The sequence below is a fragment of the Shewanella colwelliana genome (assembly GCF_001735525.1).
Classification (GTDB): Bacteria; Pseudomonadota; Gammaproteobacteria; order Enterobacterales; family Shewanellaceae; genus Shewanella; species Shewanella colwelliana.
Genome location: NZ_MCBT01000033.1, coordinates 116,094 through 140,980, shown reverse-complemented (window position 1 = coordinate 140,980; position 24,887 = coordinate 116,094). Strand labels below are relative to the sequence as shown.

The following is a 24,887-nucleotide window of genomic DNA, read 5'->3' as shown; positions in this document are numbered from 1 at the left end:
GTCTAATGGCAACAATCACTTCTATTCAGTACCAAGCAGCTTTAAGTTATGCATGGAAGATTAAGAGTGGCGTTCTGTCATTATCTAAAGCCGCAAACCTACTTGTAATTGATGTTGCTATGGGAGCCGGCTCTGCTAAAGATTACTTAGTAGTGCTTAATGCAATGTTAGAGGGTCATGTATACAAGCGTACAATCAAGATTGATGCTTATGACTATTACTTTGAGCAATTTTCTCGGACATTATCTATAAGTGATTTTACCAAAGTGATTCAGGCAACCGAGCTTCATCTTAATTATTACTCGTCACTAGGTAACGGCAGCCAGGTTGCAGTAAGAACGCTGGTGGATTCATATAGAGCCAAGCTGGCGTTATCTGTGACAGAGGTTATCTATCCTGATGAAGTCCCAGAGTTATTAACAGGCTTCATTGAAGGCGCTTTAAAGCAAGTTACCATCAATGCCTATGAACGAGACTCCAAAGCTCGTAAGATTTGTATCGCCAAGTTCGGTGCAATCTGCCATGTTTGTGATTTCGATTTTAAAAAGACCTATGGCGAAGTAGGTAAAGTCTTTATCCATGTGCACCATAAGGTTGATATCGCGACTATCGGTAAAAGTTATCAAGTTGACCCCATTAACGACCTCATTCCCGTTTGCCCTAACTGCCACGCCATGCTCCACACAGAAACACCAGCTATGAGCATTGATAAACTAAGGCTGATCATTCAAACAATGCGTCATAAATCATTTAAACACCAAGCTTGTGGAACACATTAAGCCGTCGAATAGTAGTAGGTTAAACATTGTCACCAAAGCAGTCTGAACAAAGCATTAAACACAGTTGGTTTGGCCATTTTTATATAGGTAGGCCTGATGCTGTAAAACTTACCCGCTGTGGCATTACTTTTCATCGTGGTAAAGGTTTGTTTGCGGCAGAACAACCCGTAATCAATAACACTAGTGATGAAGTGAGTTTCAAGTGGCAACAGCTAGATTCCCCACCAGTTTTTAACTTTAGCGCTTTAGGCTACCTGCTTAGCTTTACCGTATCGAGTAAGGCGTACCAGCTGCCGCACTTAACCTATCTAGCTCATTATCAATTTGGCAAAAAGGCCGCACACCTATGGGCTACAGGTAATGGGCAAAGTATCTGTGAGCTGGTGGCTAAAGTTGAGCGCACCATTACTACGGAGTACCTGCGCCAATCACGCTTAGAGATGATACAGGCCAGAGTTAAGCGTGAGTATAAACGCTGGTTTCCCTGGTGTGAAAATATGTCATTGCCTAATGACATAAAAACTGCACTAACCAAGCTAAAGCAGATGCATAGCTGGAGTAAAGCCGATATAGAACAGCTACGTGAAAACTACGTACAAACTCAGCTGAGCAAATATGCCGATTTCTTTGGGCATGTTGAGTCTAACCCGCTAACTGATAAGCAGCGACGAGCTTGTGTGATTGATGATAACAATAATTTGCTACTAGCTGGTGCAGGAACAGGCAAGACCAGCGTAATGGTGGGGCGTGCTGGTTACTTGGTCAAAAGTGGTCAGGCACAAGCTGATGATATTTTGCTGCTCGCTTATGGCAGAAAAGCTGCTGATGAGATGGACGAACGCATTAAAGAGAAGCTTGGTACTGACGATATTAAAGCTAGCACGTTTCATAGCTTAGGTTTAAGGATTATTGCTGAGGTTGAAGGTAAGGCTCCTAGTTTGTCTCCTTGGGCTGAGGATGAAAAAGCCAAAGACAAATGGGTACAGGATACCCTCGAAACCTTGATTGACGATGGGAACTATCGCAAACAGCTGTTTGAGTACTTCAGCCAATACTATTATGTTGAAAAAAGTCCCTTTGACTTTGAGTCAAAGGGTGAATATTTCCAGTACTTAACTGATAACGATATTCGAACTTTAAAAGGTGAGCGGGTAAAGAGTTTCGGTGAGTTATACGTTGCCAACTGGTTATTCAGTAATGGCATTGAGTACCAATATGAAGCTAAGTATGAGCATGATGTAAGTAGTGTTGACTTTCGACAATATCAACCTGACTTCTACCTGCCTGACTACGGTGTTTATATTGAGTATTACGGCACTGATGAAGATGATAGCACCGCGCCTTACATCGATAACCTGCAATATTTGGAGTCGATAGAATGGAAGCGCCAGCTGCACAAAGAGCATGAGACAGTCTGCCTTGAACTGTTTTACCATCAGCATAAAAAAGATCAGCTCACTCATAAGCTTGAGCAAGCTATTCAAGCGTTAGCGATTAAAGAGTCCCCTCTCCCCGATGAAGCTATACTGGCGACGCTTAATGAGCTTGGTCGTGTTACTGAATTAGCTAAGCTGTTCAGTAAGCTAATTGGCTTGTATAAATCAGCTTGCTTGGACAATAACGGGCTAGAGAAGGTATTTAAATATGCCGCAGATGCCAAGCAAACCCGTAAGGCGTTTGAGCTGCTAGAGCCGATACTAAGCCGTTATCAGCAACACCTAGCATCCAGTGGTGATATAGATTTTGAAGATATGATTGGTAAAGCACTCAGCTATCTTCAGCATGGGCAATTTGTTAGTTCCTGGCGCTATATCATGGTCGATGAATTTCAAGATATCTCAGAGCCCAGAGCGCGGTTAGTTAAAGCGCTAAGAGATTCGAGCTTACCTGGCAGTAAACCAAAAGCCTCTCTGTTTTGTGTTGGTGATGACTGGCAAGCAATTTATCGCTTTAGTGGTGCCGATGTCAGTTTAACAACTAAATTTATTGAGTATTTCGGCCCAACTGCTAAAACGTATTTAGATCAGACATTCAGGTTCAACAGCAGCATTGGTGATGTCGCAACACAGTTTGTGACTAAGAACCCTGTACAGCTAAAGAAAGATATCCGTTCTCTATCGCAGGTCGATTACCCCACTGTTTCATTGATACGCCGAGGCGAGCAAGAGCCAGCAACTAAAGATGAACCAAGCCCCAATGCACTTGAACAGGCTTTAAATGCTATTAGCATGCGTGTTAATAAGGCTGAAGATAAACTTAAGGGCCAACCTGTCGTGTATCTGCTTGCACGATTCTGGTACCAACTACCTGATAAATTGGGGCTAAAGCAGTTAAACATGCAATACCCACAGCTGACTATCGAATGTCAGTCTTTTCATGCTTCAAAAGGTAAAGAGGCTGATTACGTGGTGATCATGGGAATGCAAACGGGAAAACATGGCTTCCCATCGATGAAAGTCACTCCCCCAATACTTGATGCGTTTCTACCTAAGGCTGAGGCATTTGAATTTGCAGAAGAGCGGCGCCTATTTTATGTTGCCTTAACCCGAGCAAAACACCGCGCATACGTGCTTGCAGATATGACAGATGCTAGCCCATTTGTAGTCGAACTACTCAAGGAAAACTATGCCATTGAGCAAGACGAGTTCAACACCTCTTTAGTACAGCAAATTTTTGAAGACATAAGTTGTGTACGCTGTACTACTGGCACGCTGAAACCAAGAGTAGGCAACTTTAAATCCTTCTTCTCATGCTCTCACTTTCCCTTGTGTGATCATAAAGAGGAGGGCTGTGATCTTTGTGGTAGCCCCATGACGCGTAAACGCTTTACAGGCTTTAAAGTATGCCTTAATGATACATGTAGCCATACTGCACCTATTTGCAGCGTTTGTGGCGGTGATATGGTACTAAGACCTAGTAGTCGAGGACCTTTCTGGGGTTGCCGCAATTACCGAGGTAAAAACAAGCCCAGCTGTAGTAATACCATAGATAAGACAAAACTATGCTTGCCAAGATTAAAGTAACTGCTAACAAGTTTATAATAATTTGGGAGTTTATTTTGAGGTTAGTTATCAAATTGTGTGTTATCCACTTGATTCATCAAGTATAAAGCGAATGATATGGCCGTTTGGAAATGGGGTTCCTTACCAGCCTTTTCGTGTTATCAAGGATGAAAAATGAAATCAATTTTGAATACTATCGATATTCTTCTGGGGCACCTTGCCGCAGGGATTATGACCTTCTTGCTCTACCTTAGCCTTGGAGCTATTGCTACTCTCTTTCTAATTACTATCCCCGTTGGTTTTCTCGAATACCGTTCGGGTATCAATGATTTGGATTTGGCAGAAATAGGTTCGCTTGCTCTTTAATGTCTTGTTGTTTGGCGGTTTTTTAGCCGAGGTCTGTCACTGCAATGGAGCCGTTGGCAATTGGTTCGACGTTTTATTCATGCTGTTGCTATTAATGGTTTGATTGTGGCTTTTATCCTGTCTTTCTTATTGGTCGTTAGGCTTGTTACAAAAGGGGAAGTTGAGCTAAGTAGTCTTTACAAACTCCATGAGATTACGACTTTTGCATCAAGCTTGATAATGATTGTCACCATCTATGCGGCAGCTCCGCTTTCACCCTTTTACAAAGATGCCCATGATATAAAGTTGTCTGCACCAAACTCTGCAGAAGAGTCTGCATCAGAGGCTGATTCGGATGGCACCCAACATACTGACACAGATGATTTTGCTGAGGATCTGAAGAATTTTAAAGCTCCAGACAACCCATGGGAGAAAGCGTAATGAAATACTTAAAGTTAGTTGTGTTATTGATTTTTTCTTTCAGCTTTTCTCTTCAGGCTAAAGAGGCGCCTTTTCAGGCGGATGATGTCGAGTTCTTACAACAATCTTGCCGTGAAGTGGTGGAGATATTCGAGAATAAAGACCAATCGGGTTCCTATGCTGCGCTTCATACCTCAATGGCTGAAGCTATGCGAGCTGGTTATTGTATTGGCGTGTTGCAGCAATATAGCAAGCAGTCGCACAGCTGCTATTCGAGTGGCTATAGAAGCAGTAATTGGTTTGAGATGGCAAAGACTATTGCCAACATGTCTATGGGTAAACAAGAGCTGCGTAGCTCTCAGGTGAGTAAACTACTTAAGCTGGCATATTGTAATGGTTAGTCGTTTAACCGTACCAGAGGCCATCAGACAGCTGTTTGATATCGATGTCGCGACCCAAAGCCAGCTACTTAAAACTAAAGCTGATTCACTTGTCCGAAATAAGTTGATAAAAATTGAAACTGAACAGAAGACACATCGACAGGCAAAGTATCTAGCCCCAGGTCAAATGACAGTGCTCTTTAATGCACTGCTGCTCAATGCTGTATTTCATGATCCTAAGGATGTGAAGCGCATCTTTGAAGATAAATCCTATCGCCAGGAGTGCGCTAAGGCTGTGAGGGTTATGTTTGGCGAAAGTAATTCTTTGATGGGAATTGCTTTAAGCAATTTGTTAGCCGTCGAGTTTGCTGATTCTCTAGCTGGTGATTTTGATTTATACACAACGAAACTACCCAACCCATTTTCAGTATTGCCTCAGTTAGCATTGGGGAAAAATCAAAGTTTATTGCATGCCTTGCTAGCCCAGTCTGCCGCCTTAGAACCCGCCGATAATATACTGCTAGCTTATTTACAAGGCGAACTCGATAAAGCTGCTGAAATGGCAACTCTGATGGATACTGATAATGAAGCGGTAACTCAATTAAAACTTCACATTGAAAGAACGCTGCGCGAAGCCGCTGAATTTGGTGATTTGCTGGAGCAATTTAGAAAAATGTAATTTTTTTATTTAAAGTGTTGTTAGTGCATTGCACTAGGTGAATCTGTGTTGGTCATCAACCAACGGAGATTACCATGACACAGATTCAAGAACTCGTTATCAACTTCCATATGACCGAAGCGTGCAATTACCGTTGTGGATATTGTTATGCTACATGGGAAAATAACTGCTCATCTACGGAGCTTCATCATAGTGAAGTAAAGACTAAGCAATTGCTAAAGGATTTGGCCTCGTATTTCCTTTTCGATAACCCCCTCAGACAACATCTCAATTATCGCTCTGTAAGGATCAACTTTGCTGGTGGCGAACCATTGATGCTGGGGCGTCGCTTTGTCAACGCGCTACTTTATGCAAAACAGCTCGGATTTAATACTTCTGTTATTACCAATGGTCATCTATTAACTGCATCTTTGATGCTGAAAACTGCTCCCCACCTCAATATGCTCGGCTTAAGCTTTGATACTGCAGATAGCTTACTGGCCTCAAACATTGGCCGTACTGACCGAAAAGGTGACAGGCTATCTCCTGAAGATTTACTGGAAATCGCTCTGACATATCGCACGCTAAATCCAAATGGTCGCTTTAAGATCAATACAGTTGTTAATGCTTATAACTGGCAAGAAAATCTGGTTGATGTTATGCAGCAACTGCAGCCAGACAAGTGGAAATTACTACGCGTTTTGCCCGTTCACGAACACAATCTTACCATCACTTCAGAACAGTACAGTTCATATGTCGAACGTCATTCAAGCCTCTCTCATTTTATTGTTGAAGAAGATAACGATGCTATGTGGCAATCCTATTTAATGATTAACCCTGAAGGTTGTTTTTATCAGAACAGTAGTGAGGCAAAAGGCCATTGGTACAGTAAACCAATCTTAGATGTCGGCGTGGAACATGCTTTTGCCGAAATCGAGTTTAACCTTAAAGCATTTGTCGGTCGTTATCCTTTAGCGACTAACGTTGCATAACGTCATTGGCCCATTTTAGGGGATACCTCTGAGTTCCCAGGCAATCTATGGATGTTCCAATGAAAAAATACAGTAGCGATAAGAATATTAACGTATTGGTTAACAGGCTGATTAATCACTATGGCTGGTCATGTAAAAAAGGCCGACACCCTAAGCTGATCACTCCTTCAGGGAAGCGTCTGAGTGTTCCGTCTACCCCCAGTGATAAGAGAAGGGCATTTCAAAACTTTAAACATGATGTTCGTCGATTACAGGGGTTTTAACTGTAGCGGTTGAAACCCCTTAGTAATCGATAACCAACTAACTTGAGGAAAACAAAAATGTCCGATAAAAACCATAAAAGCAATCAGTCAAATGACAACAAAGGCACTAGCGGTACTAACCAAGCCTACCAGAAGGTGCTAGATAATAGGAGCAATCAGCTCAACCCAAATAATTCACAATATCAACGCAAGAAATAAGGAGTAAAGCATGCCTGATTCATCTGATATGAGCGATGGTGAGCTTGACCTTTGGTCTGATATTAATAATCCAAATAATGATGCGGATATGGATGACTGGTCTGATGCCCATAATCCAAACAATGATGATTATTTAGAAGATTAATAAAGTTATATCGATAAATGAATTGAAAGCTTACCCCTTTAAAGGCGCTACTTTTGTAGCGTCTTTTATCGCTTTAGAGAGCGAAGTACTCAATAGTTAGAACAGACCTTTTCCTACGCAACCCTAATTGACCAAGCGCTATTGTAGTACTAGGTAGTGAAGTGTTGATACGATGATTTTTTGAAGCTCAAAATAAGATGAAAACTTCACTGATGCATGTTTTACACAGCTTACAGAATGGTACTAATGTGGTGACTAAAATAAGGCTACGCGAGCTAAATAGACAATAAGGCATTGTTTAAAAACAACATAAGATCAACGATACACATTCAGATCCAGAACGTTGAGTAACCCTCTACTCTTAGTAAAAAAGCCTCATATTGAGGCTTTTTTCGTTTTAGATGCAGTAAAGCTACACCGTGAGCCCCCACATATCGAAGGTCTCTTGGCAAAGCTGCTCTCTGAAATCAGGGTGTGCGATGTCGATTAGCGCGCGGGCACGCTCTCGCAGTGATTTACCCCGCAAGTTGGCGATGCCATACTCGGTGACGATGTAATGCACATGGGCCCTTGTGGTCACCACGCCGGCACCGGGTGATAAGACGGTTGTGATACGTGAGACACTTCCCCGCGCAGCGGTGCTTGGCAGTGCAATCACCGAGCGGCCGCCTTCAGAGAGGCCTGCACCACGAATAAAGTCCATTTGGCCCCCCACGCCAGAATAGATGCGCGTACCGAGCGAGTCGGCACAGATCTGCCCAGAGATGTCCACTTGCAGCGCCGAGTTAATTGCCATCACATTGGGGTTTTTTCGGATAATCGAGGTGTCATTAACCTGTTCAATATCCATAAAGATCACCGATGGGTTGTCATCCACATAGTCATAAAGACGCTGACTTCCTAGCGCGAACCCAGTGACCAACTTGCCTGGATGCACTTTCTTGCGGCTATTGTTGATCACCCCAAGTTCGACCAGATTCAATACGCCATCGGAAAACAGCTCTGTATGAATACCAAGATCTTTATGCTCAGTTAAACAAGAAAGCACGGCGTCGGGAATCGCACCTATTCCCATCTGTAGACAGTCGCCATCACGCACTAGTTTTGCCACATTTTGACCTATCGCCAGACTAGTGGCATCGCTCGCAGCGAGTGGATGTTGTGGCAACGGCATACTCTGCTCATAAACCGCAGCAAACTTGTTGTAATGAATAAAACCATCACCATGGGTGCGCGGCATCATAGGGTTGATGTGAGCGATGATCTTTTTCGCCATCTGGCACGCGGCTAAGGTGGCCTCAACTGAGATCCCTAATGAACAAATACCATGCTTGTCAGGTGGTGAGACTTGGACGATCGCGGTATCGATTGGTTGCTCGCCAGACCGAAACAACTTTGGCACCTCAGATAGGAATATTGGTACGTAGTCGGCATCACCTTGCTGTAGCAGAAGGCGTGTGGGTAAGCCGCCGAAGAAACAACGGTGACGAATGTGACCTTTTAATCTTGGATCACTCAGAGACTCTGCACACTCAGTATGCAGTTGTAACAGGGTCAAATCTTGAATAGTTAAGGCATGTTGGGCTAACGCATCGAGCAACAGCTTAGGCGTCGCGCCCATAGAGTGAGTCCATAAGGTCTCGCCACTTTCGATTAACGACACAGCTTCTAGAGCCGTGTTACAGATAATGGGTGCCATCAAAGGTTATCCAATGTAATGAATCTGTCAGCAGTGTAAGGGCTATTGCAACGCTTTGATAGCGGTAGCGAAGATGAGTAGCCCCTAAGTTGATCTTGAGCAAACCTCGCCCCTTGCCGCTATAGACAACCACAGCTCAACCAACGCCTCCGTCACGTCATTATTCTGCTTGCCATTGCTTTTTTCCGTGCAGTTATGGCCAGTTAACAAGGGCATGCATCTGCTGAGCAGCTTCGCACTAGCCCTGGCTAACTATCATAGCGCGTTTACAACTCAGGTTTAGAGCCGCGATAGCTATAATGGTTCATTGGCGACCAACTAACATAACAGCAATTTAAAACTGAAATTAAAAAACTAATTAAAATATATATTAAAGAATATGAAAAAATAAACAATTTAATTAATAGAAAGTGAAAACATATTAACGGGAGCGATAAAGTAATTAATAAATATTAATAGCCATAGAATATGTTAATAAAAAACCACAAACTCAAAAGGTTATCATTTATACATAAAAATAATAAATCCAATTATACCCACCAGAAAAAAACAAAAAACAAACCAAACAAAAACAATTAATTACGCAAACACAAGCAGGTTATAAAATACATTAAAGCCAACTAAATAAGTAGGCTAAAAACAAAGATCTCGATCACATTTAACTTTTTTTTAAAATAACAACCACAATTCCACAAATACCTCTTTAGTAATACCTTTCTACATTCCAATTATCACCCTACAATTTAAAGGTGAATTAATTAACACAAATACCACCGAACCATAAAATAAATAACCGTAAGGCCAAGATGATGAACAAATGTATTATCACTAAGTTACTTTGTGGGATATTCGCTTTCGCGTGCCTATCTCTCTCAGTTCAGGCGGCCCCCTGGAACCAACTCACTGGTGAGCAACTGGAGCAGCAACTGGCGGAGAAATTTGCCCAGGGTCAATACTCCAAAAAAGGGGCCGACTCCTGCCTGATGTGTCATAAGAAAAATGACAAGGTCATGGCAATATTCGATGGTGCACACGGCAATCCCAGCCAACCGGATTCGCCTATGGCGGGCTTGCAGTGCGAAGCCTGTCATGGCCCGCTAGGTAAACACAATAAAGGCGGCAAGGAACCGATGATCGCCTTTGGTCAAGAGAGCAAGCTGCCCGCCCAGAGTCAGAACAGCGTCTGTCTTGGGTGTCATAACGATTCTAAGCAGATAGCATGGCATAGCAGTAGCCATAACTTAGACGAAGTGGCCTGCAGCGATTGTCATAATATCCATGCAGGCAAAGATCCAGTCATGAATCGACTCACGGTCAACGACACCTGCACCGCCTGTCACTCTCAGCAAAAATCTGACATGAATAAGCGCTCATCTCATCCGATGAAATGGGATCGAATGACCTGTATAGATTGCCATAACCCACATGGCTCTATGAGTGAAAGCGCGCTGAATCACACCACTGTCAATGACACCTGCTATAGCTGCCATGGTGAGAAGCGCGGCCCTGTTTTATGGGAGCATGCCCCAGTCACTGAAAATTGTGCTAACTGCCATAACCCCCATGGCAGCGTGAATGAAGCCATGCTTACCCATAGAGCGCCGCAGCTGTGTCAGCAATGCCATATGGATGATGGCCATGCAAGTCGTGTCGTGCAGCAAGGTGGAAGTGACGCCTTTGGCGGCGGTAAGAGTTGTCTCAACTGCCATAGCCAGATCCATGGCTCCAATCATCCAGCTGGCAGCAAGCTGCAGCGCTAACAAGGAGTAATTCAAATGAGATTCAAATTTAACCTCATCACGTTATCACTTCTCGCGATATCAGGCGCGGTAACAGGCACTGCAGTGGCGGCTGACTTTGGCGTGAACAAGGCCAACACCAGCACCGTTAAACTGGAAGTATTTCAGTGTAAGCGCTGCCCGCAAGTCGAGGGCTATACCGGCACAATCGGATTCAACGCCGCCTATATCGAAAGCGATGACATTCACTCCGGTAATGCGTTCGGTACCGACAACGACGGCGCTAATGCCAGTGTGGATGCCGACCTCAATTATCAAGATGGAGCAGGCTATAAGGCTAAGTTTCAGGCACACCAGCTAGGTCTGGATAACGGCTTCGCTCACCTAGAAGCGGGCAAATCCGGCCGCTATGAGATAACAGCCGATTATCAACAACTGACCAGTTATCAGTCAGGCGATGCACTCAGTCAGTTATGGTACCAAGATGGCGTACTAACACCGAGTGAACATACTCAGACCCAGGAGCTCTCCCTGCAGAGAAACAAAGCTGGCTTGGGTCTGAGTTATGGCCGGGATTTCTATCAAGCTTATGTGCGTTATGACCACGAGAATAAAACCGGTTATCAGAGCAGCAGTATGGTCACGCCGCGTCCAGTTAATTTCGGTCTGCCTGTCGATGCCAACACAGATAACCTCACCGCGGGGCTGTCATTCTCAGGCGATAGTTGGACTACAAACCTGAATTATTTCGTCAGTCAGTACAAAAACGATATCGCTGCTTTGAGCCTTCCCTATCTGTATGACGTCTTTTCGCCAGCGCCTGACAATCAGGCTCATCAAATTAGCCTGTCGGGTCAATATCAGGTGAGCCGCACCGTCGTAAGTGGCCGTCTGGCATCAGGTAAGATGATCCAGGACGATGATTTGATCCAGATGTCTGGTAATCCAATACAAAACTGGGATGGAGAGGTCGAGACTTTAGATGGCAAGCTGTCAGTCACCTCGCTGTTGAGTAACAAGTTTAGACTCGGCGGCAGTGTCGATTACAGTAAGCGCGACAACAAAGGCTCGGTATGGGAGTTCGCACAATTTGAAGTTAACGGCATCACGGGCGCATTTAAGCAAAATGTACCTCTGGACACCGAGCGTCGCGGCGTCAAAGTTAATGCCAGTTATCGCTTCAACAGCGACTATCGGCTGCAAGCCAGTTTTGACCGCAAAGAGATAGAGCGCAGTCATGGCGACCGAGAGCAGACCCATGATGACGTCTTATGGGCGAAACTCAATGTGCGTGCATTGGATGATATCAAGCTTAAGTTTAAAGCCAGCTTGGGTAATCGTGGCGGCAGCGAATATCAAACCAGCGAACTGACGTCATCTGAGTCTAACCCCTTGCTACGGAAATATTATCTGGCTGACAGAAAGCGTACCGCCTTCGAAGCCAAGTTTAATCACACTCCGACTTCGTGGCTCAGTCTAGATATGACCGCTCGCTACGCCAAAGATGATTATGACGAAACGCAACTGGGTCTGACCGAATCAGAAGATTACGGCTATGACATCAACCTTGGGCTTCAGCTCAATGAGCATCTGTCAGGTTATGCCTTTGCTGGTCAGCAGTGGATCGACTCCAACCAAGCTGGCAGTCAGAGCTTCTCAACCCCAGATTGGTCCGCCGATATCCAAGATGAGTTTATCAACCTTGGCGCTGGTTTCACCTATACCGGGCTAATGGAAGACAAGCTCAGCTTGGGCGGTGACTATCTGTTCGCAAACTCCACCAGCGACACGTTAATCATCTACGACGTCACCACGCCGCAGGGGGATTACACCTCTTTCAACCATAGCCTCAAGCTACATGCGAAGTATGCATTGAGTGAAGAGATGGCGTTAAAACTGGCTTACCAGTATGAGCGCTACTACGACACCGATCACGCGCAAATTGATGTCGATACCGTTCCGGGACTCACCACCTTAGGCGACCTGAACCATAACTATAACGCGCACCAAGTGATGTTGTCGTTTAGCTACCAACTGCGCTAATGCAAACAGTGCTAACCATAACTGCAATGAGGATAAAATAATGGAACGCAGAAGTTTCTTAAAAATGAGTGCCGCACTTAGTTGCGCAGCGACGGTTTCCGGCTGTAACTCAAGCTCAAAAGATGTTGAAGTGGTACCGCCTAAGCCACCCGTTGCCGGTGAAAACCTTAACTGGTCGGCTTGCCTGGTTAACTGTGGCTCTAACTGCCCAGTACAGGTCTACTCCACTGATGGGGTGATCACCCGCGTAGAATCAGAGTTTACGACAACCGATAAATATGGCGACCATGATGTGCGGGCCTGTCTTCGTGGCCGATCATTGAGAAAGCGCGTCTATGCGCCCGATCGCCTGAAATACCCAATGAAACGTGTGGGCCCTCGCGGTAGCGGCCAGTTTGAACGTATCACTTGGGACGAAGCCTTGGATCTCGTCGCCGAAAAACTGCAGGGCACTATAGACCAATACGGTAACGAATCGATTCACTTCACCTATAACTCAGGTGCGCGTTACCACTTCTCGGGTAAGCAGTGTCTTTATCGCTTAATGAACCTTAAAGGCGGTTACCTTAACGCCTATGGCGACTATAGCTGGTCACAAATTTATGAAGCAGCGGGACAAACCTACGGCTCAGCAGGCCCTGGCTGGCAAGGCAGTAGCGTGTCAGAGATGCAAAACTCAGACTTGGTGCTGATGGTCGGTTACAACCCATCCGAGATCCGCATGAGCGGGTCTGGCGAAGCCTATGACTTCCTGATGCAAAAGCAAAAGAACAATTTTAAGACCATTTTAATCGACCCACGCTATACCGACTCAGCCGTAGGCAAAGAAGATCAGTGGATCGCTATCCGCCCAGGTACCGATGCGGCACTGTTCGAAGCCCTTGCCTATGAGTGGATCACGACCAATAAGGTCAATCAAGCCTTCCTAGATAAATACTGCGTTGGCTATGATGAAAAAACTATGCCTGCCGGCGTTGGCTACGAAGAAAGCTACAAAGCTTATATTCTCGATAACGCTACGGTTGGTGACTCTACCCCTGGTGTTAATGCTAAAACGCCTGAGTGGGCCGCACGCATCACAGGTATCGAAGCTCACATTATTGTCGAGTTAGCTCGAGAGCTGGCAGCCGCTCGTGCGCCATTTATTCAAATTGCCGCCTCGCTGAACCGTCAAGCCGCAGGGGAAAACAACACCCGCGCAGGCTACATGTTACCTATCCTGTTAGGTCAACTGGGTCTGCCAGGTACTAACTGTGGTGGCCTGTGTAAGGGATCATTCCTACACGCGCCCTTTATGCCAACAGGGGCAAACCCAGTTAAAAAAGCCATCTCATTCTTTACCTTCACTCAAGCGATTGAAGACGGTAAAAATATGACAGTACTGGCCGATGGTGTGCAGGGCGTCGACCTTGATGATGACGGTGACGGAAAGCTGGACACAGACATCAAGGCGATCATCAACTACGGTGGTAATGCCCTGATTAACCAACACTCTGAAGTGCGTAAGACAGAGAAACTCCTGCAAGATGAATCTAAGTGTGAGTTTATTCTGGTCGTCGACAATTGGATGACACCAAGTGCCAAGTTTGCCGATATCTTGTTGCCAGATGTGACTTGGTTAGAATCTGAAGATCTTATCTATCAAAGCTATGCTGCTGGCGACACCGCCACCTTAGTGCAGATGAGCAGCGGCGTCGATCCTATGTTCGAGAGCCGTCCTATCTATGAGGTCTGTGTTGACCTTGCTAAACGTATGGGCATCGAAGCCGAGTTTACCGAAGGCAAGAGCCGCAAAGACTGGCTGGATCAGTTCTATGCCGAGTCTAAAGCCGCAACGCCTGGACTACCGGATAAAGAAGTGATGCTCAAGCAAGGTATCTATCGTAAATACTTGCCTGACGGGGGCTATATCGTACTGGAAGATTTCCGTACCGATCCTGACGCCAATCCTCTGGGCACGCCATCGGGCAAGATCGAAATCTACTCTTCACGTCTGGCAGACAAAGCCCGCACCTGGAAGCTCAAAGAGGGTGATGTGATCTCTGCACTGCCTAAATATGTGCCGACCTGGGAAGGTTATGAAGATACTGAGACCAAAAAGAAGTATCCACTGCAACTTACTGGCTACCACACCAAAGGCCGCGCGCATTCGAGTTATCACAACGTCCCTTGGCTACGTGAAGTCGTACAAGATGCCGTATGGATGAACCCGCTCGACGCTAACCAGCGCGGACTCAAGACTGGCGATAAGGTCCATATCTTTAACGACCGAGGCACCATCGAAGTTGAAGTTAAGGTAACGCCACGCATCATGGTCGGCGTAACAGCACTGGGTCAGGGCGCATGGTTCCAACCTGGCGGCGATGTGGATAAGGGCGGCTGTTTGAACGTCCTCACCACACAACGCACGACACCTGTAACTAAGGGTAATCCTCAGCACACTAACCTGGTTGAAATCCGTAAGGTCTGATAGGAGTTAACAATGAGCAATAATATCCAATACGGCTTTCATGTCGACGCAAGCAAATGTACTGGCTGCAAAACCTGTCAGGTATCGTGTAAGGATCGTAAAGACCTTCCCGTTGGCATCAACTGGCGCCGAGTCTATGAATATGGTGGCGGACAGTGGACAGAAAATGGCGATGGCACAGTAAGCCAAAATGTATTCGCCTACTACATGTCTATCGGCTGTAACCACTGTTCTGAGCCTGTATGTGTAAAAGCCTGTCCAACTGGCGCGATGCACAAGCGCCGCGAAGATGGCTTAGTCCATGTAGCGGCAGATCTCTGTATCGGTTGTGAAAGCTGTGCAAGAGCCTGTCCATACGATGCACCTCAAATAGATAAAGATCGTAAGGTGATGACCAAGTGTGATGGTTGTTATGAGCGCTTGGCCGAAGGTAAACAGCCCTCATGTGTCGAGTCTTGCCCTATGCGTGCCATCGATTTCGGCCCAATGGATGAGTTAAAGGCTAAGTACCCAGGGGCTATCTCACCCGATGTTGCGCCGCTGCCAGAAAGCAGTGTAACGACGCCAAACTTACTCATCACGCCTAACCGTCACTCTCGCCCAAGCGGCGCTACCGACGGCGAAGTGTTGAACTACTCAGAAGTTTAGCCCCTGTTTGGTGCCATTCCTTTTGAATGGCACCTTTTTCCTGTTAATTGCGAAGCACTTAGTTCAACAAACGAGGTCAGTATGTCATCCCTTACCGAACATGAACTCATCGAATATCAAGGTATTGCGCGAATTCTTCACAATGTACTCTTTAACGATCCGACACCCGAGTTGATCCAAAAGTTTATCGAACACAATGTGGCTCAAAGTTGGCCTGAGTTTACCGGGTCAGCCCAAGAGTCGAGTGGTCGGGAGTTGCTGTCTAATTATCTTGGCCAGTGGACTAATAAACAACAACAAAGCTTAAAACTAGACTATGCCCAACTCTTCTATGGTCCAGGTGAGCCAAACGCTGTGCCTTGGGGATCTGTCTACCTGAGCGAGAGACAGCTCCTCAATGACAAAACGACACTGGCACTGAAGGCATTTTATCAGGAACAAGGGATCAGCTTTGAGCTCGATACTAATCAGCCAGTCGATCATATCGGTCTGATTTTCGCCGTATTGGATCAGATGCTTACCCAATGGGCTAAGACTGAAGATAGCGAAGCGATAGAACGCAGCTGCATGATACTGCTACAGCAGCACTTGCTGCCATGGTCGGGGCGCTGCCTCGAACTCATGACTGAACACGCCAAAACCGACTTTTATCGCGGTATCGCACAGCTAACACAAGCCTTCTTAGCAGGGCTAATCCAAAGGTTAAATCTAGTACCGATGACGGCACGCCTATATCGTTAACAGACAAGGTTCAAGAATGGGTGGATTCTCATGACATTTATCAAAGCGCTTGGGGCACAGTGGAATAAAGGCAAATTGGCCCAACAACTTGAGCAGACATTGTTACAAGAAAGCGAAATTCACTCCCTCTTTGTTGGTGCCACCACAGTTGCCACCGTCTCGAACCTGATTGCAGCCATAGGCTTTCGTGAGCCCGAAAATCAAGCACAAACGCAACCGCTCTCCAATGAGTTTATGCTCACCATTTTGTTCGACTGCTTTCGGTTACTGATGATCAAACAGATTGAGCATGACAACCTGAACCAGGCAGAGCACCTGATCATTGCGCTTGCGAAAATTTGGGCAAAAAAAGCGTGGCACACGGCACCTGAAGAACAGCCAGATATTGCTCAATATCAGCGTCTACAAAATCAGATCCTAAAACTGGCCGCACAAGTCGATGAACTCGATGAACAAAGACGATATCAGAAACGCAATATGTGACTGTAAGTTAACAGCACTCAATACCGATGCGGTAAACAAAATAAAAACGCCCGAGGCTTTAAAAGCGTCGGACGTTTTCAGTCACCACTCAAGCACGTTTTAATCACTTAAGGTAGGCTAACAACTTATCTTGCTGCGCTAAAAGGCTTTGGTACAAGGTAAACTGATTGGCGGCACGTTGTAGATTATGATTTTCATGGTGTACATGGAAATAGACATCGCCATTAAGATGATCCGTCAAAAAGCGCACACCAATCATTAGGCAGATCACTCGTGCCCCAAGCCACAGACTTTGCTTCTCATCAAGGGTCAATACATCCCCTAGTTCAGCTAAGTAACCACGACAGATAGCAGCAAATATCGACTCGCGTACTTCAACCTTATTGAGATTGGTAGAATCTTCCTCTTCTGGCGAGGTAAACGTGCGTACCATATCGCCAAAATCATACATCAAATGCCCTTTCATACAGGTATCTAAGTCGATAATAGCCAGGCTACTCATATCTCGCTTATCATAAAGCATGTTATTGATTTTGGTATCATTGTGGCAAGTTCGCAGTGGCAACTGGGTTGAGGCTTGCTCAAGTTCTTGCAACAGACTCTGTTGGGTTAGTGCAAAGTCGACCCATACACTGCACTCAGATAGTCGCCCGGCGGCATCTTCGGCAGCCGCGGCTTTGAGCTGTTTAATACGCCCTGGAAGGTAGTGAAACTGTGGAATAACATCCTCTAAATCTGTGGCATCTAAATCACTTAATGCACAGGAGAAATGACCAAAAGCCTTCGCTGCGGATTCGGCCTCATGCTCACTGGTCACCACTTCGATGCTGTGGCTGTGAGGAAGATAGTTGATGGCTCGCCAATAGCCCTGTTTGCCTAAATCCAGTGCAAGAGCGTTATCCAAGGTCTTGACCGGCTCGACAACACTGAGTTGATATTCCCCCTGAGCCACTTTCTTATGCAGATGCAGAGCAATTTTATCGGCGTTATGAACTAACGCATTGGGTGTGTTAAATACGTCTGTGTTGATACGCTGTAATACCAGTTCACCGTTTTCCCAACGCACCAAAAAGGTATCATTAATATGACCATTCCCAAGGGGAGTCACTTTGGCTGAACTTACAATACCAAAGTGTGGCAGCACCTGCTGCCGAATTAAATCAATCACCCAATAACTCCATTAATTTCTGTTTTACCCACGTACTATCTTGCGGGTAAGTCACCCCAAGCCATGGCTCATATGCGGTGCTGACATAAACTGTTTTTCTTATTGTTGATGCCGAGTTTTCTGAATCTAATACCGATTGCACAACAGTTGGCAAATAGCACTCACTCTTGGCATCGCTTCCCTGTGTTGCAATAAATCGATTTAACGCCTGCTCCAGGATCTCAAAAATATCGGGGCAAAAGCCCCAACATGTCATCGAGACCGGGACTCTTGCGCTGACGGGCGCTAATAGCCCTCCACAATACCCCATTAACTGACCATCACGCCAGCCTATATCGGTCCATTCGACAACCGAGTGGAGTAAATCGTCCTGCACCAAACAAATACCGCGGTTAACCCCACCATTCTCTGATAGCGTCTCTTTCAATGGATACGCCACCATCTGCCAACGACTATTGACCTGTTCAAACCCATCAGCCATTAGTTGAAAGGCACTATCACCGTAATAATCATCGGCATTGATCACCACCATGGGGCCCTTAACCAGCGCTCTTGCGCTCCATAGCGCATGAGCCGTTCCCCAAGGTTTAACGCGATGATCCGTATTAGCGATGACAGTTTGCCAGCCACTGGGTAAATCATCCATCTGCTGAATACATAAATCGAGCTTAAAACCACAAGGTAGTTTGTCGGCTAACAAAGCCTCAAGTGGCTCGATTAGATTGTCACGGGTGATGATAACCGCAGCAGTAAACCCCGCTTTAATCGCACTAGCCAGCGAGAGTTCCAGCATGGTTTCACCCTGCGGCCCAAGCTCAGCAAGTTGTTTGTCACCGCCAAAACGGCTACCTAACCCCGCAGCCATAATGACCAAGGTAAGGCTAAAAGGTGACTCGTCAGTATTATTACAATTTAGGTGTGTTGGCATTTTCAAATAAACAGTCGCAAGGCCGCGCTAGCACGGCCTAAATTCGCAAAAAAGCAGTCTAATGAGAAAATAAAACGAATACCAGCGTTAAGCTAGAGATAAGGCCGAAACGCCGCCTGTTTGCTCAGTGCAGCTTGGCTGCCTTTTAGGCTAAACTCATAGCCACACAAGGTTAAACTTCCCCTCATGGCTATATCGTTCACTATGGCTTGTGTATCGAGCGGAGAAAAACGCGCCAATGTCGATGAGTCTGCCATTAAATGTACTTCAAGAGGCCGGTACTGTGCACCGTTGTTAAATGTGATATTGCGACAACTCACATCTCCTTTGGCGGTAGCGATAGACCAAATTAATTCAGGCTCACCGCGCTCTCCTAACCAACTGATTAACAGCGCATCACCATCAAGCATCACTTTAAAGCCATCTGGCATCTGCGCCTCAAGATACTGAGGTGCTATTATAGGCTCTGCGGCCGCACTCGCCAAACTGTCTTCAACATCTAGTTCACTCGATACAGGCCAAAAAACAGCGATTCCCACCACTAACAATGTACTCAGCACCAGTAACATTACTGCTTTAGGACGACCTTGTAACTGCGTGATAATAGGTCTACCCCACAGCGCAATCTGCTTCAAACGCTCATTAATTATCAACGCTGGACTTACAGCGGCCTCTTGGTGATGAACTTGTGCGTCCCCTTGCTCATCGAGCGGTTCTTGCCGCCACTGCACATCATCATCCAGTGCACCATCGACCAAAATAGGTTCAACCCGCCGACGTTGTGAAGACACCGCAGCCAAAGGTCCACTGTAGCCAAAGGCGTCAAAGTTGGCCACTTTAGCCTGAGGCCGAATCACTACGGCTATCGTTCCTGCCACAGCAAGGACTATAGCTAAGGTTGGCAGCCAGACTCCCTCTAGATAATTTAACCCTAGCGCAAACAGTGCCACACTCGCAGCGGGAAGCACTGATAACATAGCTTTTTGGCCTTGTAGTCGACGATAACCACTTAGGCCAACGATGGCGGCTAATATTAATGACACGATAACGACAAAGAGATGACTACCAATGAGCAGATACAAAAGAAACACGGCAAAAAAAGCGGCCGCAGTCAGCCCTAAAAATCGATAACTACTGTCTACGCCTTGGCGGCAAAAAAGGGGTTTCAACGGCATAACAAATTCCCACAAAGCAACGAGTAACTCAAAAACATGGCCATAGTCTATCTCATGCCTACGAGACAGACCTTAAATTAGACCCTTAAAGCCATAAAAAGTCGCCTTAATCGCCCAGTTATCGCTCCACAAGCGTAAACCGCTAGCCTAAATTTAACACTAGGTTGTATAATGGCTGGCTACCTGAATCAATTTAGCCTTTGGATAGCAAACAAATGACCGCTCGCGGAAACCTATTTATCATTTCAGCGCCTAGTGGTGCCGGCAAATCTTCTCTTCTTTCTGCTATTTTGCAGGATAACCCCGCCGATATGAAGGTGTCAGTGTCGCACACGACTCGTCAACCACGTGTAGGCGAAGTAAACGGTGAGCATTATCACTTTGTTGCTGTTGATGAGTTTAAAGCGCTAATTGAAAAACAAGCCTTTTTCGAATGGGCGGAAGTATTTGGCAATTATTATGGCACCTCTCGCGAAGCCATTGAAGTGATGCTAGAGAAAGGTATCGATGTATTTCTCGACATCGATTGGCAAGGGGCTCAGCAAGTTAAACAGATGATGCCTGAAGCTATTGGTGTGTTTATCTTACCGCCATCAAAAGCGGAGCTTGAGCGCCGCTTAACTGGCCGCGGTCAAGACAGTGCCGAAGTCATCGCTGGACGTATGGCACAAGCAACATCAGAAATTTCTCACTATGGTGAATATGACTTCATCATAGTGAATGACGACTTTGAGCAAGCTCAAATCGATTTAAAAGCAATTATTCGTAGCCAACGCCTTACTCGCGCTGGTCAAATTCATGCTCAAAATGATATGCTTAATGATCTGTTGGCAGACTAACTGTCATAATGTATAATTTTGCGTCATTTTTTCACCCATAATCACTGGAGTTTCAACACATGGCTCGCGTAACTGTAGAAGACGCCGTAAACCAAATCGGCAACCGTTTTGATATGATCCTGGTTGCAGCGCGTCGTGCTCGCCAAATCGCTGTGCAGGGCAAAGACCCTATGGTTGAAGAAGAGAACGACAAGCCAACCGTTATCGCATTGCGCGAAATCGAACTAGGCCTAGTCACCGCTGACACGTTAGACGCCGATGAGCGTCAAACTGTTCGCGAACGTGAAGCAGCTGAAATTGCTGCTGTTGCTGCCATCGCTGAAGGCCGCAACGCACTATAAGGAGTATTGCCACTTGTATCTGTTTGAAGGTCTCAAGGAGTCTGCGTCCAGTTATTTAGAACCGGCGCAAGTAGAATTACTCAAGCAGGCCTATCAGGTGGCGCGCGACGCCCATGAAGGGCAAATGCGTACCAGTGGCGAACCTTATATTACCCATCCGGTTGCGGTTGCCCGCATCCTGGCCGATATGCGTCTCGATCATGAGACGCTTATGGCGGCTCTGCTGCACGATACGATCGAAGATACCCCCGTGACCAAAGAGGAGCTTACTGAGCTATTCAGTGAATCCATTGGTGAACTCGTCGAAGGTGTCTCTAAACTCGACAAGCTCAAATTCCGCGACAAAAAAGAAGCCCAAGCCGAAAACTTCCGCAAGATGATGATGGCGATGACCCAGGATATTCGTGTCATTCTTATCAAGCTTGCCGATCGTACCCATAATATGCGTACGCTTGGTGCGTTACGACCAGATAAACGTCGTCGTATTGCTCGCGAAACGCTAGAAATTTACGCTCCAATTGCGAACCGTCTTGGTATCCATAATATTAAGATAGAACTTGAAGACTTAGGTTTTCAAGCCTATTACCCGATGCGCTATCGCGTACTTAAAGAGGTAGTCAAGGCTGCTCGCGGTAATCGCAAAGAGCTCATTCAAAGCATCGAAGCTGCCGTTGAAACTCGCTTGGAAGATACAGGGCTGAAAGGCACTGTAAAAGGCCGCGAAAAAAATCTTTATTCCATCTACAACAAGATGCGCAATAAAGAGCTCCAATTTCAAGAAGTCATGGATATTTACGCCTTCCGCGTTATCGTTGACTCCATTGATACCTGTTATCGTGTCATGGGCGCCATGCATGGCCTTTATAAGCCTCGCCCAGGTCGCTTTAAAGATTATATTGCCATCCCCAAAGCTAACGGCTATCAGTCTTTACATACCTCACTATTTGGTCCACACGGAGTCCCCGTCGAGATCCAAATCCGTACTGAGGATATGGATCAAATGGCTGATAAAGGGGTTGCAGCACACTGGCTCTATAAAGGTGCAGGGACTCAACAACAGGGAACGACCACTCAAGTGCGGGCGCGCAAGTGGATGCAAAGCTTGCTCGAATTGCAACAAAGTGCCAGTACCTCTTTCGAATTTGTTGAGAACTTTAAAACCGAACTATTCCCTGAAGAGATTTACGTCTTCACGCCTGAAGGACGTATTCTTGAACTGCCAGTTGGCGCCACGGCCGTCGACTTTGCCTATGAGGTGCATACTGACGTAGGTAACACCTGTGTTGGCGCACGCGTCAATCGTCAAGCATACCCTCTCAGCCAACCGCTGATCTCAGGGCAAACCATTGAAATTATCACAGCGAAAGGCGCAAGACCTAACGCGGCTTGGCTCAACTTTGTGGTAACAGGTAAGGCACGTTCAAAAATCAGACAACTACTTAAGAGCCTAAAAGAAGATGAGGCAGTAGTACTGGGTCGACGCCTGCTCAACCATGCTTTGGGTGATGTAAAGCTCAAGGACATAGCACCAGAGCAGGTAGACAAAGTTGTTAATGACACCAAACATAAGAGTCTCGACGCGCTATTGGCCGATATCGGTTTAGGCAATGCCATGAGCATTGTGATTGCCCAGCGTCTTAAGGGCGATAGAGTTGAAACTCCTGAACACAAAGAAGCTAACATGATGCCGATCCGTGGTGCAGAGGGAATGCTAGTATCCTTTGCTAACTGCTGTCGTCCTATTCCTGGTGACGCCGTGATCGCACACGTCAGCCCAGGTAAAGGCTTGGTGGTTCACATGGAAAGCTGCGCTAATATTCGTGGCTACCAAGGTGAACCCGATAAGTACATTCCTGTGCATTGGGATAACGCCGAAGGCGTCGAGTTCCAAGCCAATTTGCGGATCGAGATTGTCAATCATCAAGGGGCACTGGCAAAAATTACTTCTATTGTCGCCGCAGAAGGCTCTAACATTCACAACCTGAGTACCGAAGAACGCGACGGCAGAGTGTTCCTGATTAATTTGCGAATCTCGGTAACTGACCGAATCCATTTAGCCAATGTGATGCGCCGTATTCGTGTACTTCCCGAAGTGCTAAGAACATCACGTAACCGTTAACCCTGTATTTTTAAACCTAAGTAGAGAGAACGTTATGGCAGAGAAGATCATTATTGCGACCGACAAGGCACCACAGGCTATCGGTACCTATTCTCAAGCAGTCAAAGTTGGCGGAACCGTTTATTTATCTGGTCAAATTCCACTAAACCCAGCAACCATGCAGATGGTCAGTGATGAGTTTGACGCCCAAGTTGTGCAAGTGTTTGATAACTTAACCGCAGTGTGTGAAGCGGCTGGTGGTTCACTTAAGGACATTGTTAAGCTAAACATCTTTATGACCGACCTAAGCAACTTTGCCACAGTCAATGAGATCATGGGACGCTACTTCGAACAACCTTACCCAGCGCGCGCGGCTATCGGTGTGAAGCAGTTACCAAAAGACTCTCTGGTTGAGATGGATGGCGTAATGGAGCTGTAACAGCACGCGACTGCATTAGGGCGCCTAGGCGCCCTTCTCTTTTTTGAATACAGATAAAGCTTAATTACCATGAGTCCTGAACGCTTCGCCCGCATTAATCAAATGCTTGATAACCGCCAAACCGACCTTACTATCTGCTTGGATAAAGTCCATAAAACTAACAATATTGCCGCGGTGATCCGCACAGCAGACGCAGTCGGTATTAATCAAATTCACGCCGTTTGGCCTGATATCGAGATGCGCGTCTCAGGCAATACCGCCTCAGGTAGCCAACAGTGGGTTAAGACCATCAAGCATTACCACATGAGCGAAGCGGCAGAGCAGTTTAAAGCGCAAGACATGCAGGTGTTGGCCACCAACTTTTCCAACACTGCGGTCGATTTTCGCGACGTTGATTACACTAAGCCCACAGTGGTGATCATGGGTAATGAACGTGATGGCGTCAGCGATGAGGGACTGGCGATTGCCGACCAACATATCATTATTCCTATGATTGGCATGGTGCAATCACTCAATGTTTCTGTCGCATCGGCACTTATTATGTACGAAGCGCAGCGCCAACGAGCACAAGCTGGTAAATATGGCACACGTACATTAGATGACGCTTATTGTCAGACCATGTTGTTTGAACAGGGCCACCCCATTTACGCCAAAGCTTGCCGCCGAAAGAATATCCCCTACCCGCAAATTGATGACCAAGGCCAGATCCTTGCCGATGAAACCTGGTGGCAGCGGATGCGCGAACCAGATCCTCAAGCAGAAGCTTAACGTTTTAAACAGACAAAAGAGCGCGCCATTGGTGCGCTACATTTCAACAACATCTCTCCTAAATCCATGACAACTGGTCTATTATTCAGGCAAAACAATTGTCATAGATCACATTATTCGCCATAC

Annotated in this window: 25 protein-coding genes; 21 read left to right on the top strand and 4 right to left on the bottom strand. The window is 46.1% G+C overall.

Going from position 1 to position 24,887, the window contains the following annotated elements; translation table 11 throughout:
- The first annotated feature begins 5 nt into the window (after positions 1-5).
- From BEL05_RS20775 to BEL05_RS21295, 10 genes are all read left to right on the top strand, one after another.
- Complete coding sequence (locus BEL05_RS20775) at positions 6-779, top strand: HNH endonuclease (RefSeq protein ID WP_217629864.1); 774 nt, start codon at positions 6-8, stop codon at positions 777-779.
- A gap of 26 nt (positions 780-805) precedes the next feature.
- Positions 806-3,802 carry a UvrD-helicase domain-containing protein gene (locus BEL05_RS11250; RefSeq protein WP_069671219.1) on the top strand — a complete coding sequence of 999 codons (2,997 nt, stop codon included), beginning with the start codon at positions 806-808 and terminating at the stop codon, positions 3,800-3,802.
- 153 nt (positions 3,803-3,955) lie between these two features.
- Positions 3,956-4,147, top strand: coding sequence for a hypothetical protein (locus tag BEL05_RS11245; RefSeq protein ID WP_069671218.1), 192 nt, complete (start codon positions 3,956-3,958; stop codon positions 4,145-4,147).
- 60 nt (positions 4,148-4,207) lie between these two features.
- Entirely contained in the window at positions 4,208-4,567 is a 360-nt protein-coding gene (locus BEL05_RS11240) for a hypothetical protein (RefSeq protein WP_069671217.1), read from the top strand.
- The gene (locus tag BEL05_RS11235) at positions 4,567-4,947 is read left to right on the top strand and encodes a hypothetical protein (protein ID WP_069671216.1); all 381 of its coding nucleotides are present in this window, start codon (positions 4,567-4,569) and stop codon (positions 4,945-4,947) included. Before BEL05_RS11240 ends, BEL05_RS11235 begins: the two co-directional genes overlap by 1 nt.
- A 103-nt stretch (positions 4,948-5,050) precedes the next feature.
- Positions 5,051-5,605, top strand: coding sequence for a hypothetical protein (locus BEL05_RS11230; RefSeq protein ID WP_139151871.1), 555 nt, complete (start codon positions 5,051-5,053; stop codon positions 5,603-5,605).
- A gap of 74 nt (positions 5,606-5,679) precedes the next feature.
- On the top strand, positions 5,680-6,576 hold the full coding sequence (locus BEL05_RS11225) for a viperin family antiviral radical SAM protein (RefSeq protein WP_069671214.1): 897 nt from the start codon (positions 5,680-5,682) through the stop codon (positions 6,574-6,576).
- 59 nt (positions 6,577-6,635) lie between these two features.
- A complete protein-coding gene (locus tag BEL05_RS20770) occupies positions 6,636-6,839 on the top strand; it encodes a hypothetical protein (protein WP_083250339.1) in 204 nt (67 codons plus the stop codon).
- 57 nt (positions 6,840-6,896) lie between these two features.
- On the top strand, positions 6,897-7,037 hold the full coding sequence (locus BEL05_RS11220; protein ID WP_069671213.1) for an alpha-amylase: 141 nt from the start codon (positions 6,897-6,899) through the stop codon (positions 7,035-7,037).
- 10 nt (positions 7,038-7,047) lie between these two features.
- Positions 7,048-7,182 carry a hypothetical protein gene (locus BEL05_RS21295; protein WP_281179897.1) on the top strand — a complete coding sequence of 45 codons (135 nt, stop codon included), beginning with the start codon at positions 7,048-7,050 and terminating at the stop codon, positions 7,180-7,182.
- A 412-nt stretch (positions 7,183-7,594) separates the two neighbouring features.
- Here BEL05_RS21295 and BEL05_RS11215 read toward each other — a convergent pair whose 3' ends face one another.
- Entirely contained in the window at positions 7,595-8,881 is a 1,287-nt protein-coding gene (locus BEL05_RS11215; protein ID WP_069671212.1) for an acetyl-CoA hydrolase/transferase family protein, read from the bottom strand.
- Positions 8,882-9,687: 806 nt separating this feature from the next.
- Between BEL05_RS11215 and BEL05_RS11210 the strand changes: the two genes are divergently transcribed.
- From BEL05_RS11210 to BEL05_RS11185, 6 genes are all read left to right on the top strand, one after another.
- A complete protein-coding gene (locus tag BEL05_RS11210; protein WP_028763019.1) occupies positions 9,688-10,641 on the top strand; it encodes a DmsE family decaheme c-type cytochrome in 954 nt (317 codons plus the stop codon).
- Between the two features lie 15 nt (positions 10,642-10,656).
- The gene (locus tag BEL05_RS11205) at positions 10,657-12,663 is read left to right on the top strand and encodes an MtrB/PioB family decaheme-associated outer membrane protein (RefSeq protein WP_069671211.1); all 2,007 of its coding nucleotides are present in this window, start codon (positions 10,657-10,659) and stop codon (positions 12,661-12,663) included.
- A 40-nt stretch (positions 12,664-12,703) separates the two neighbouring features.
- Positions 12,704-15,133, top strand: a complete 2,430-nt coding sequence (locus BEL05_RS11200) for a DMSO/selenate family reductase complex A subunit (RefSeq protein WP_069671210.1) — start codon at positions 12,704-12,706, stop codon at positions 15,131-15,133.
- A 12-nt stretch (positions 15,134-15,145) separates the two neighbouring features.
- Positions 15,146-15,781, top strand: a complete 636-nt coding sequence (locus BEL05_RS11195; protein ID WP_028763016.1) for a DMSO/selenate family reductase complex B subunit — start codon at positions 15,146-15,148, stop codon at positions 15,779-15,781.
- 81 nt (positions 15,782-15,862) lie between these two features.
- Positions 15,863-16,522, top strand: coding sequence for a TorD/DmsD family molecular chaperone (locus BEL05_RS11190; protein WP_028763015.1), 660 nt, complete (start codon positions 15,863-15,865; stop codon positions 16,520-16,522).
- A gap of 30 nt (positions 16,523-16,552) precedes the next feature.
- The gene (locus tag BEL05_RS11185) at positions 16,553-17,005 is read left to right on the top strand and encodes a hypothetical protein (RefSeq protein WP_069671209.1); all 453 of its coding nucleotides are present in this window, start codon (positions 16,553-16,555) and stop codon (positions 17,003-17,005) included.
- Between the two features lie 103 nt (positions 17,006-17,108).
- Here the strand turns inward: BEL05_RS11185 and BEL05_RS11180 are convergent, their stop codons facing one another.
- The 3 genes from BEL05_RS11180 to BEL05_RS11170 form a co-directional block, all read right to left on the bottom strand.
- A complete protein-coding gene (locus tag BEL05_RS11180) occupies positions 17,109-18,173 on the bottom strand; it encodes a phosphotransferase enzyme family protein (RefSeq protein ID WP_069671208.1) in 1,065 nt (354 codons plus the stop codon).
- Positions 18,166-19,101: an NTP transferase domain-containing protein gene (locus BEL05_RS11175; RefSeq protein WP_069671207.1), complete on the bottom strand. Its 936-nt coding sequence runs from the start codon at positions 19,099-19,101 to the stop codon at positions 18,166-18,168. Before BEL05_RS11175 ends, BEL05_RS11180 begins: the two co-directional genes overlap by 8 nt.
- Before the next feature lie 92 nt (positions 19,102-19,193).
- The gene (locus tag BEL05_RS11170; protein WP_069671206.1) at positions 19,194-20,276 is read right to left on the bottom strand and encodes a hypothetical protein; all 1,083 of its coding nucleotides are present in this window, start codon (positions 20,274-20,276) and stop codon (positions 19,194-19,196) included.
- Between the two features lie 215 nt (positions 20,277-20,491).
- On the opposite strand from BEL05_RS11170, the gene gmk reads away from it, so the two are divergent.
- The 5 genes from gmk (at position 20,492) to trmH (ending at position 24,761) form a co-directional block, all read left to right on the top strand.
- Positions 20,492-21,115 (top strand): guanylate kinase, encoded by a 624-nt coding sequence (gmk, locus tag BEL05_RS11165; RefSeq protein WP_028763010.1) that lies wholly within the window; start codon positions 20,492-20,494, stop codon positions 21,113-21,115.
- A 59-nt stretch (positions 21,116-21,174) separates the two neighbouring features.
- Positions 21,175-21,456, top strand: a complete 282-nt coding sequence (gene rpoZ / locus BEL05_RS11160) for a DNA-directed RNA polymerase subunit omega (RefSeq protein WP_028763009.1) — start codon at positions 21,175-21,177, stop codon at positions 21,454-21,456.
- 13 nt (positions 21,457-21,469) lie between these two features.
- Complete coding sequence (gene spoT / locus BEL05_RS11155) at positions 21,470-23,575, top strand: bifunctional GTP diphosphokinase/guanosine-3',5'-bis pyrophosphate 3'-pyrophosphohydrolase (RefSeq protein ID WP_028763008.1); 2,106 nt, start codon at positions 21,470-21,472, stop codon at positions 23,573-23,575.
- Between the two features lie 34 nt (positions 23,576-23,609).
- Positions 23,610-23,993, top strand: coding sequence for a RidA family protein (locus tag BEL05_RS11150; protein ID WP_028763007.1), 384 nt, complete (start codon positions 23,610-23,612; stop codon positions 23,991-23,993).
- A 69-nt stretch (positions 23,994-24,062) separates the two neighbouring features.
- Positions 24,063-24,761, top strand: a complete 699-nt coding sequence (gene trmH / locus BEL05_RS11145) for a tRNA (guanosine(18)-2'-O)-methyltransferase TrmH (RefSeq protein WP_069671205.1) — start codon at positions 24,063-24,065, stop codon at positions 24,759-24,761.
- The last annotated feature ends 126 nt before the right edge of the window (positions 24,762-24,887 follow it).

Excerpts from the sequence above, each read along its gene's own strand:
- BEL05_RS20775 (WP_217629864.1), top strand. The coding sequence starts at position 6 with ATGGCAACAATCACTTCTATTCAGTACCAAGCAGCTTTAAGTTATGCA.
- BEL05_RS11245 (WP_069671218.1), top strand. The coding sequence starts at position 3,956 with ATGAAATCAATTTTGAATACTATCGATATTCTTCTGGGGCACCTTGCC.
- BEL05_RS11235 (WP_069671216.1), top strand. The coding sequence starts at position 4,567 with ATGAAATACTTAAAGTTAGTTGTGTTATTGATTTTTTCTTTCAGCTTT.
- BEL05_RS11225 (WP_069671214.1), top strand. The coding sequence starts at position 5,680 with ATGACACAGATTCAAGAACTCGTTATCAACTTCCATATGACCGAAGCG.
- BEL05_RS20770 (WP_083250339.1), top strand. The coding sequence starts at position 6,636 with ATGAAAAAATACAGTAGCGATAAGAATATTAACGTATTGGTTAACAGG.
- BEL05_RS11220 (WP_069671213.1), top strand. The coding sequence starts at position 6,897 with ATGTCCGATAAAAACCATAAAAGCAATCAGTCAAATGACAACAAAGGC.
- BEL05_RS21295 (WP_281179897.1), top strand. The coding sequence starts at position 7,048 with ATGCCTGATTCATCTGATATGAGCGATGGTGAGCTTGACCTTTGGTCT.
- BEL05_RS11215 (WP_069671212.1), bottom strand. The coding sequence starts at position 8,881 with ATGGCACCCATTATCTGTAACACGGCTCTAGAAGCTGTGTCGTTAATC.
- BEL05_RS11210 (WP_028763019.1), top strand. The coding sequence starts at position 9,688 with ATGATGAACAAATGTATTATCACTAAGTTACTTTGTGGGATATTCGCT.
- BEL05_RS11205 (WP_069671211.1), top strand. The coding sequence starts at position 10,657 with ATGAGATTCAAATTTAACCTCATCACGTTATCACTTCTCGCGATATCA.
- BEL05_RS11200 (WP_069671210.1), top strand. The coding sequence starts at position 12,704 with ATGGAACGCAGAAGTTTCTTAAAAATGAGTGCCGCACTTAGTTGCGCA.
- BEL05_RS11195 (WP_028763016.1), top strand. The coding sequence starts at position 15,146 with ATGAGCAATAATATCCAATACGGCTTTCATGTCGACGCAAGCAAATGT.
- BEL05_RS11190 (WP_028763015.1), top strand. The coding sequence starts at position 15,863 with ATGTCATCCCTTACCGAACATGAACTCATCGAATATCAAGGTATTGCG.
- BEL05_RS11185 (WP_069671209.1), top strand. The coding sequence starts at position 16,553 with ATGACATTTATCAAAGCGCTTGGGGCACAGTGGAATAAAGGCAAATTG.
- BEL05_RS11175 (WP_069671207.1), bottom strand. The coding sequence starts at position 19,101 with ATGCCAACACACCTAAATTGTAATAATACTGACGAGTCACCTTTTAGC.
- BEL05_RS11170 (WP_069671206.1), bottom strand. The coding sequence starts at position 20,276 with ATGCCGTTGAAACCCCTTTTTTGCCGCCAAGGCGTAGACAGTAGTTAT.
- gmk (WP_028763010.1), top strand. The coding sequence starts at position 20,492 with ATGACCGCTCGCGGAAACCTATTTATCATTTCAGCGCCTAGTGGTGCC.
- rpoZ (WP_028763009.1), top strand. The coding sequence starts at position 21,175 with ATGGCTCGCGTAACTGTAGAAGACGCCGTAAACCAAATCGGCAACCGT.
- BEL05_RS11150 (WP_028763007.1), top strand. The coding sequence starts at position 23,610 with ATGGCAGAGAAGATCATTATTGCGACCGACAAGGCACCACAGGCTATC.
- trmH (WP_069671205.1), top strand. The coding sequence starts at position 24,063 with ATGAGTCCTGAACGCTTCGCCCGCATTAATCAAATGCTTGATAACCGC.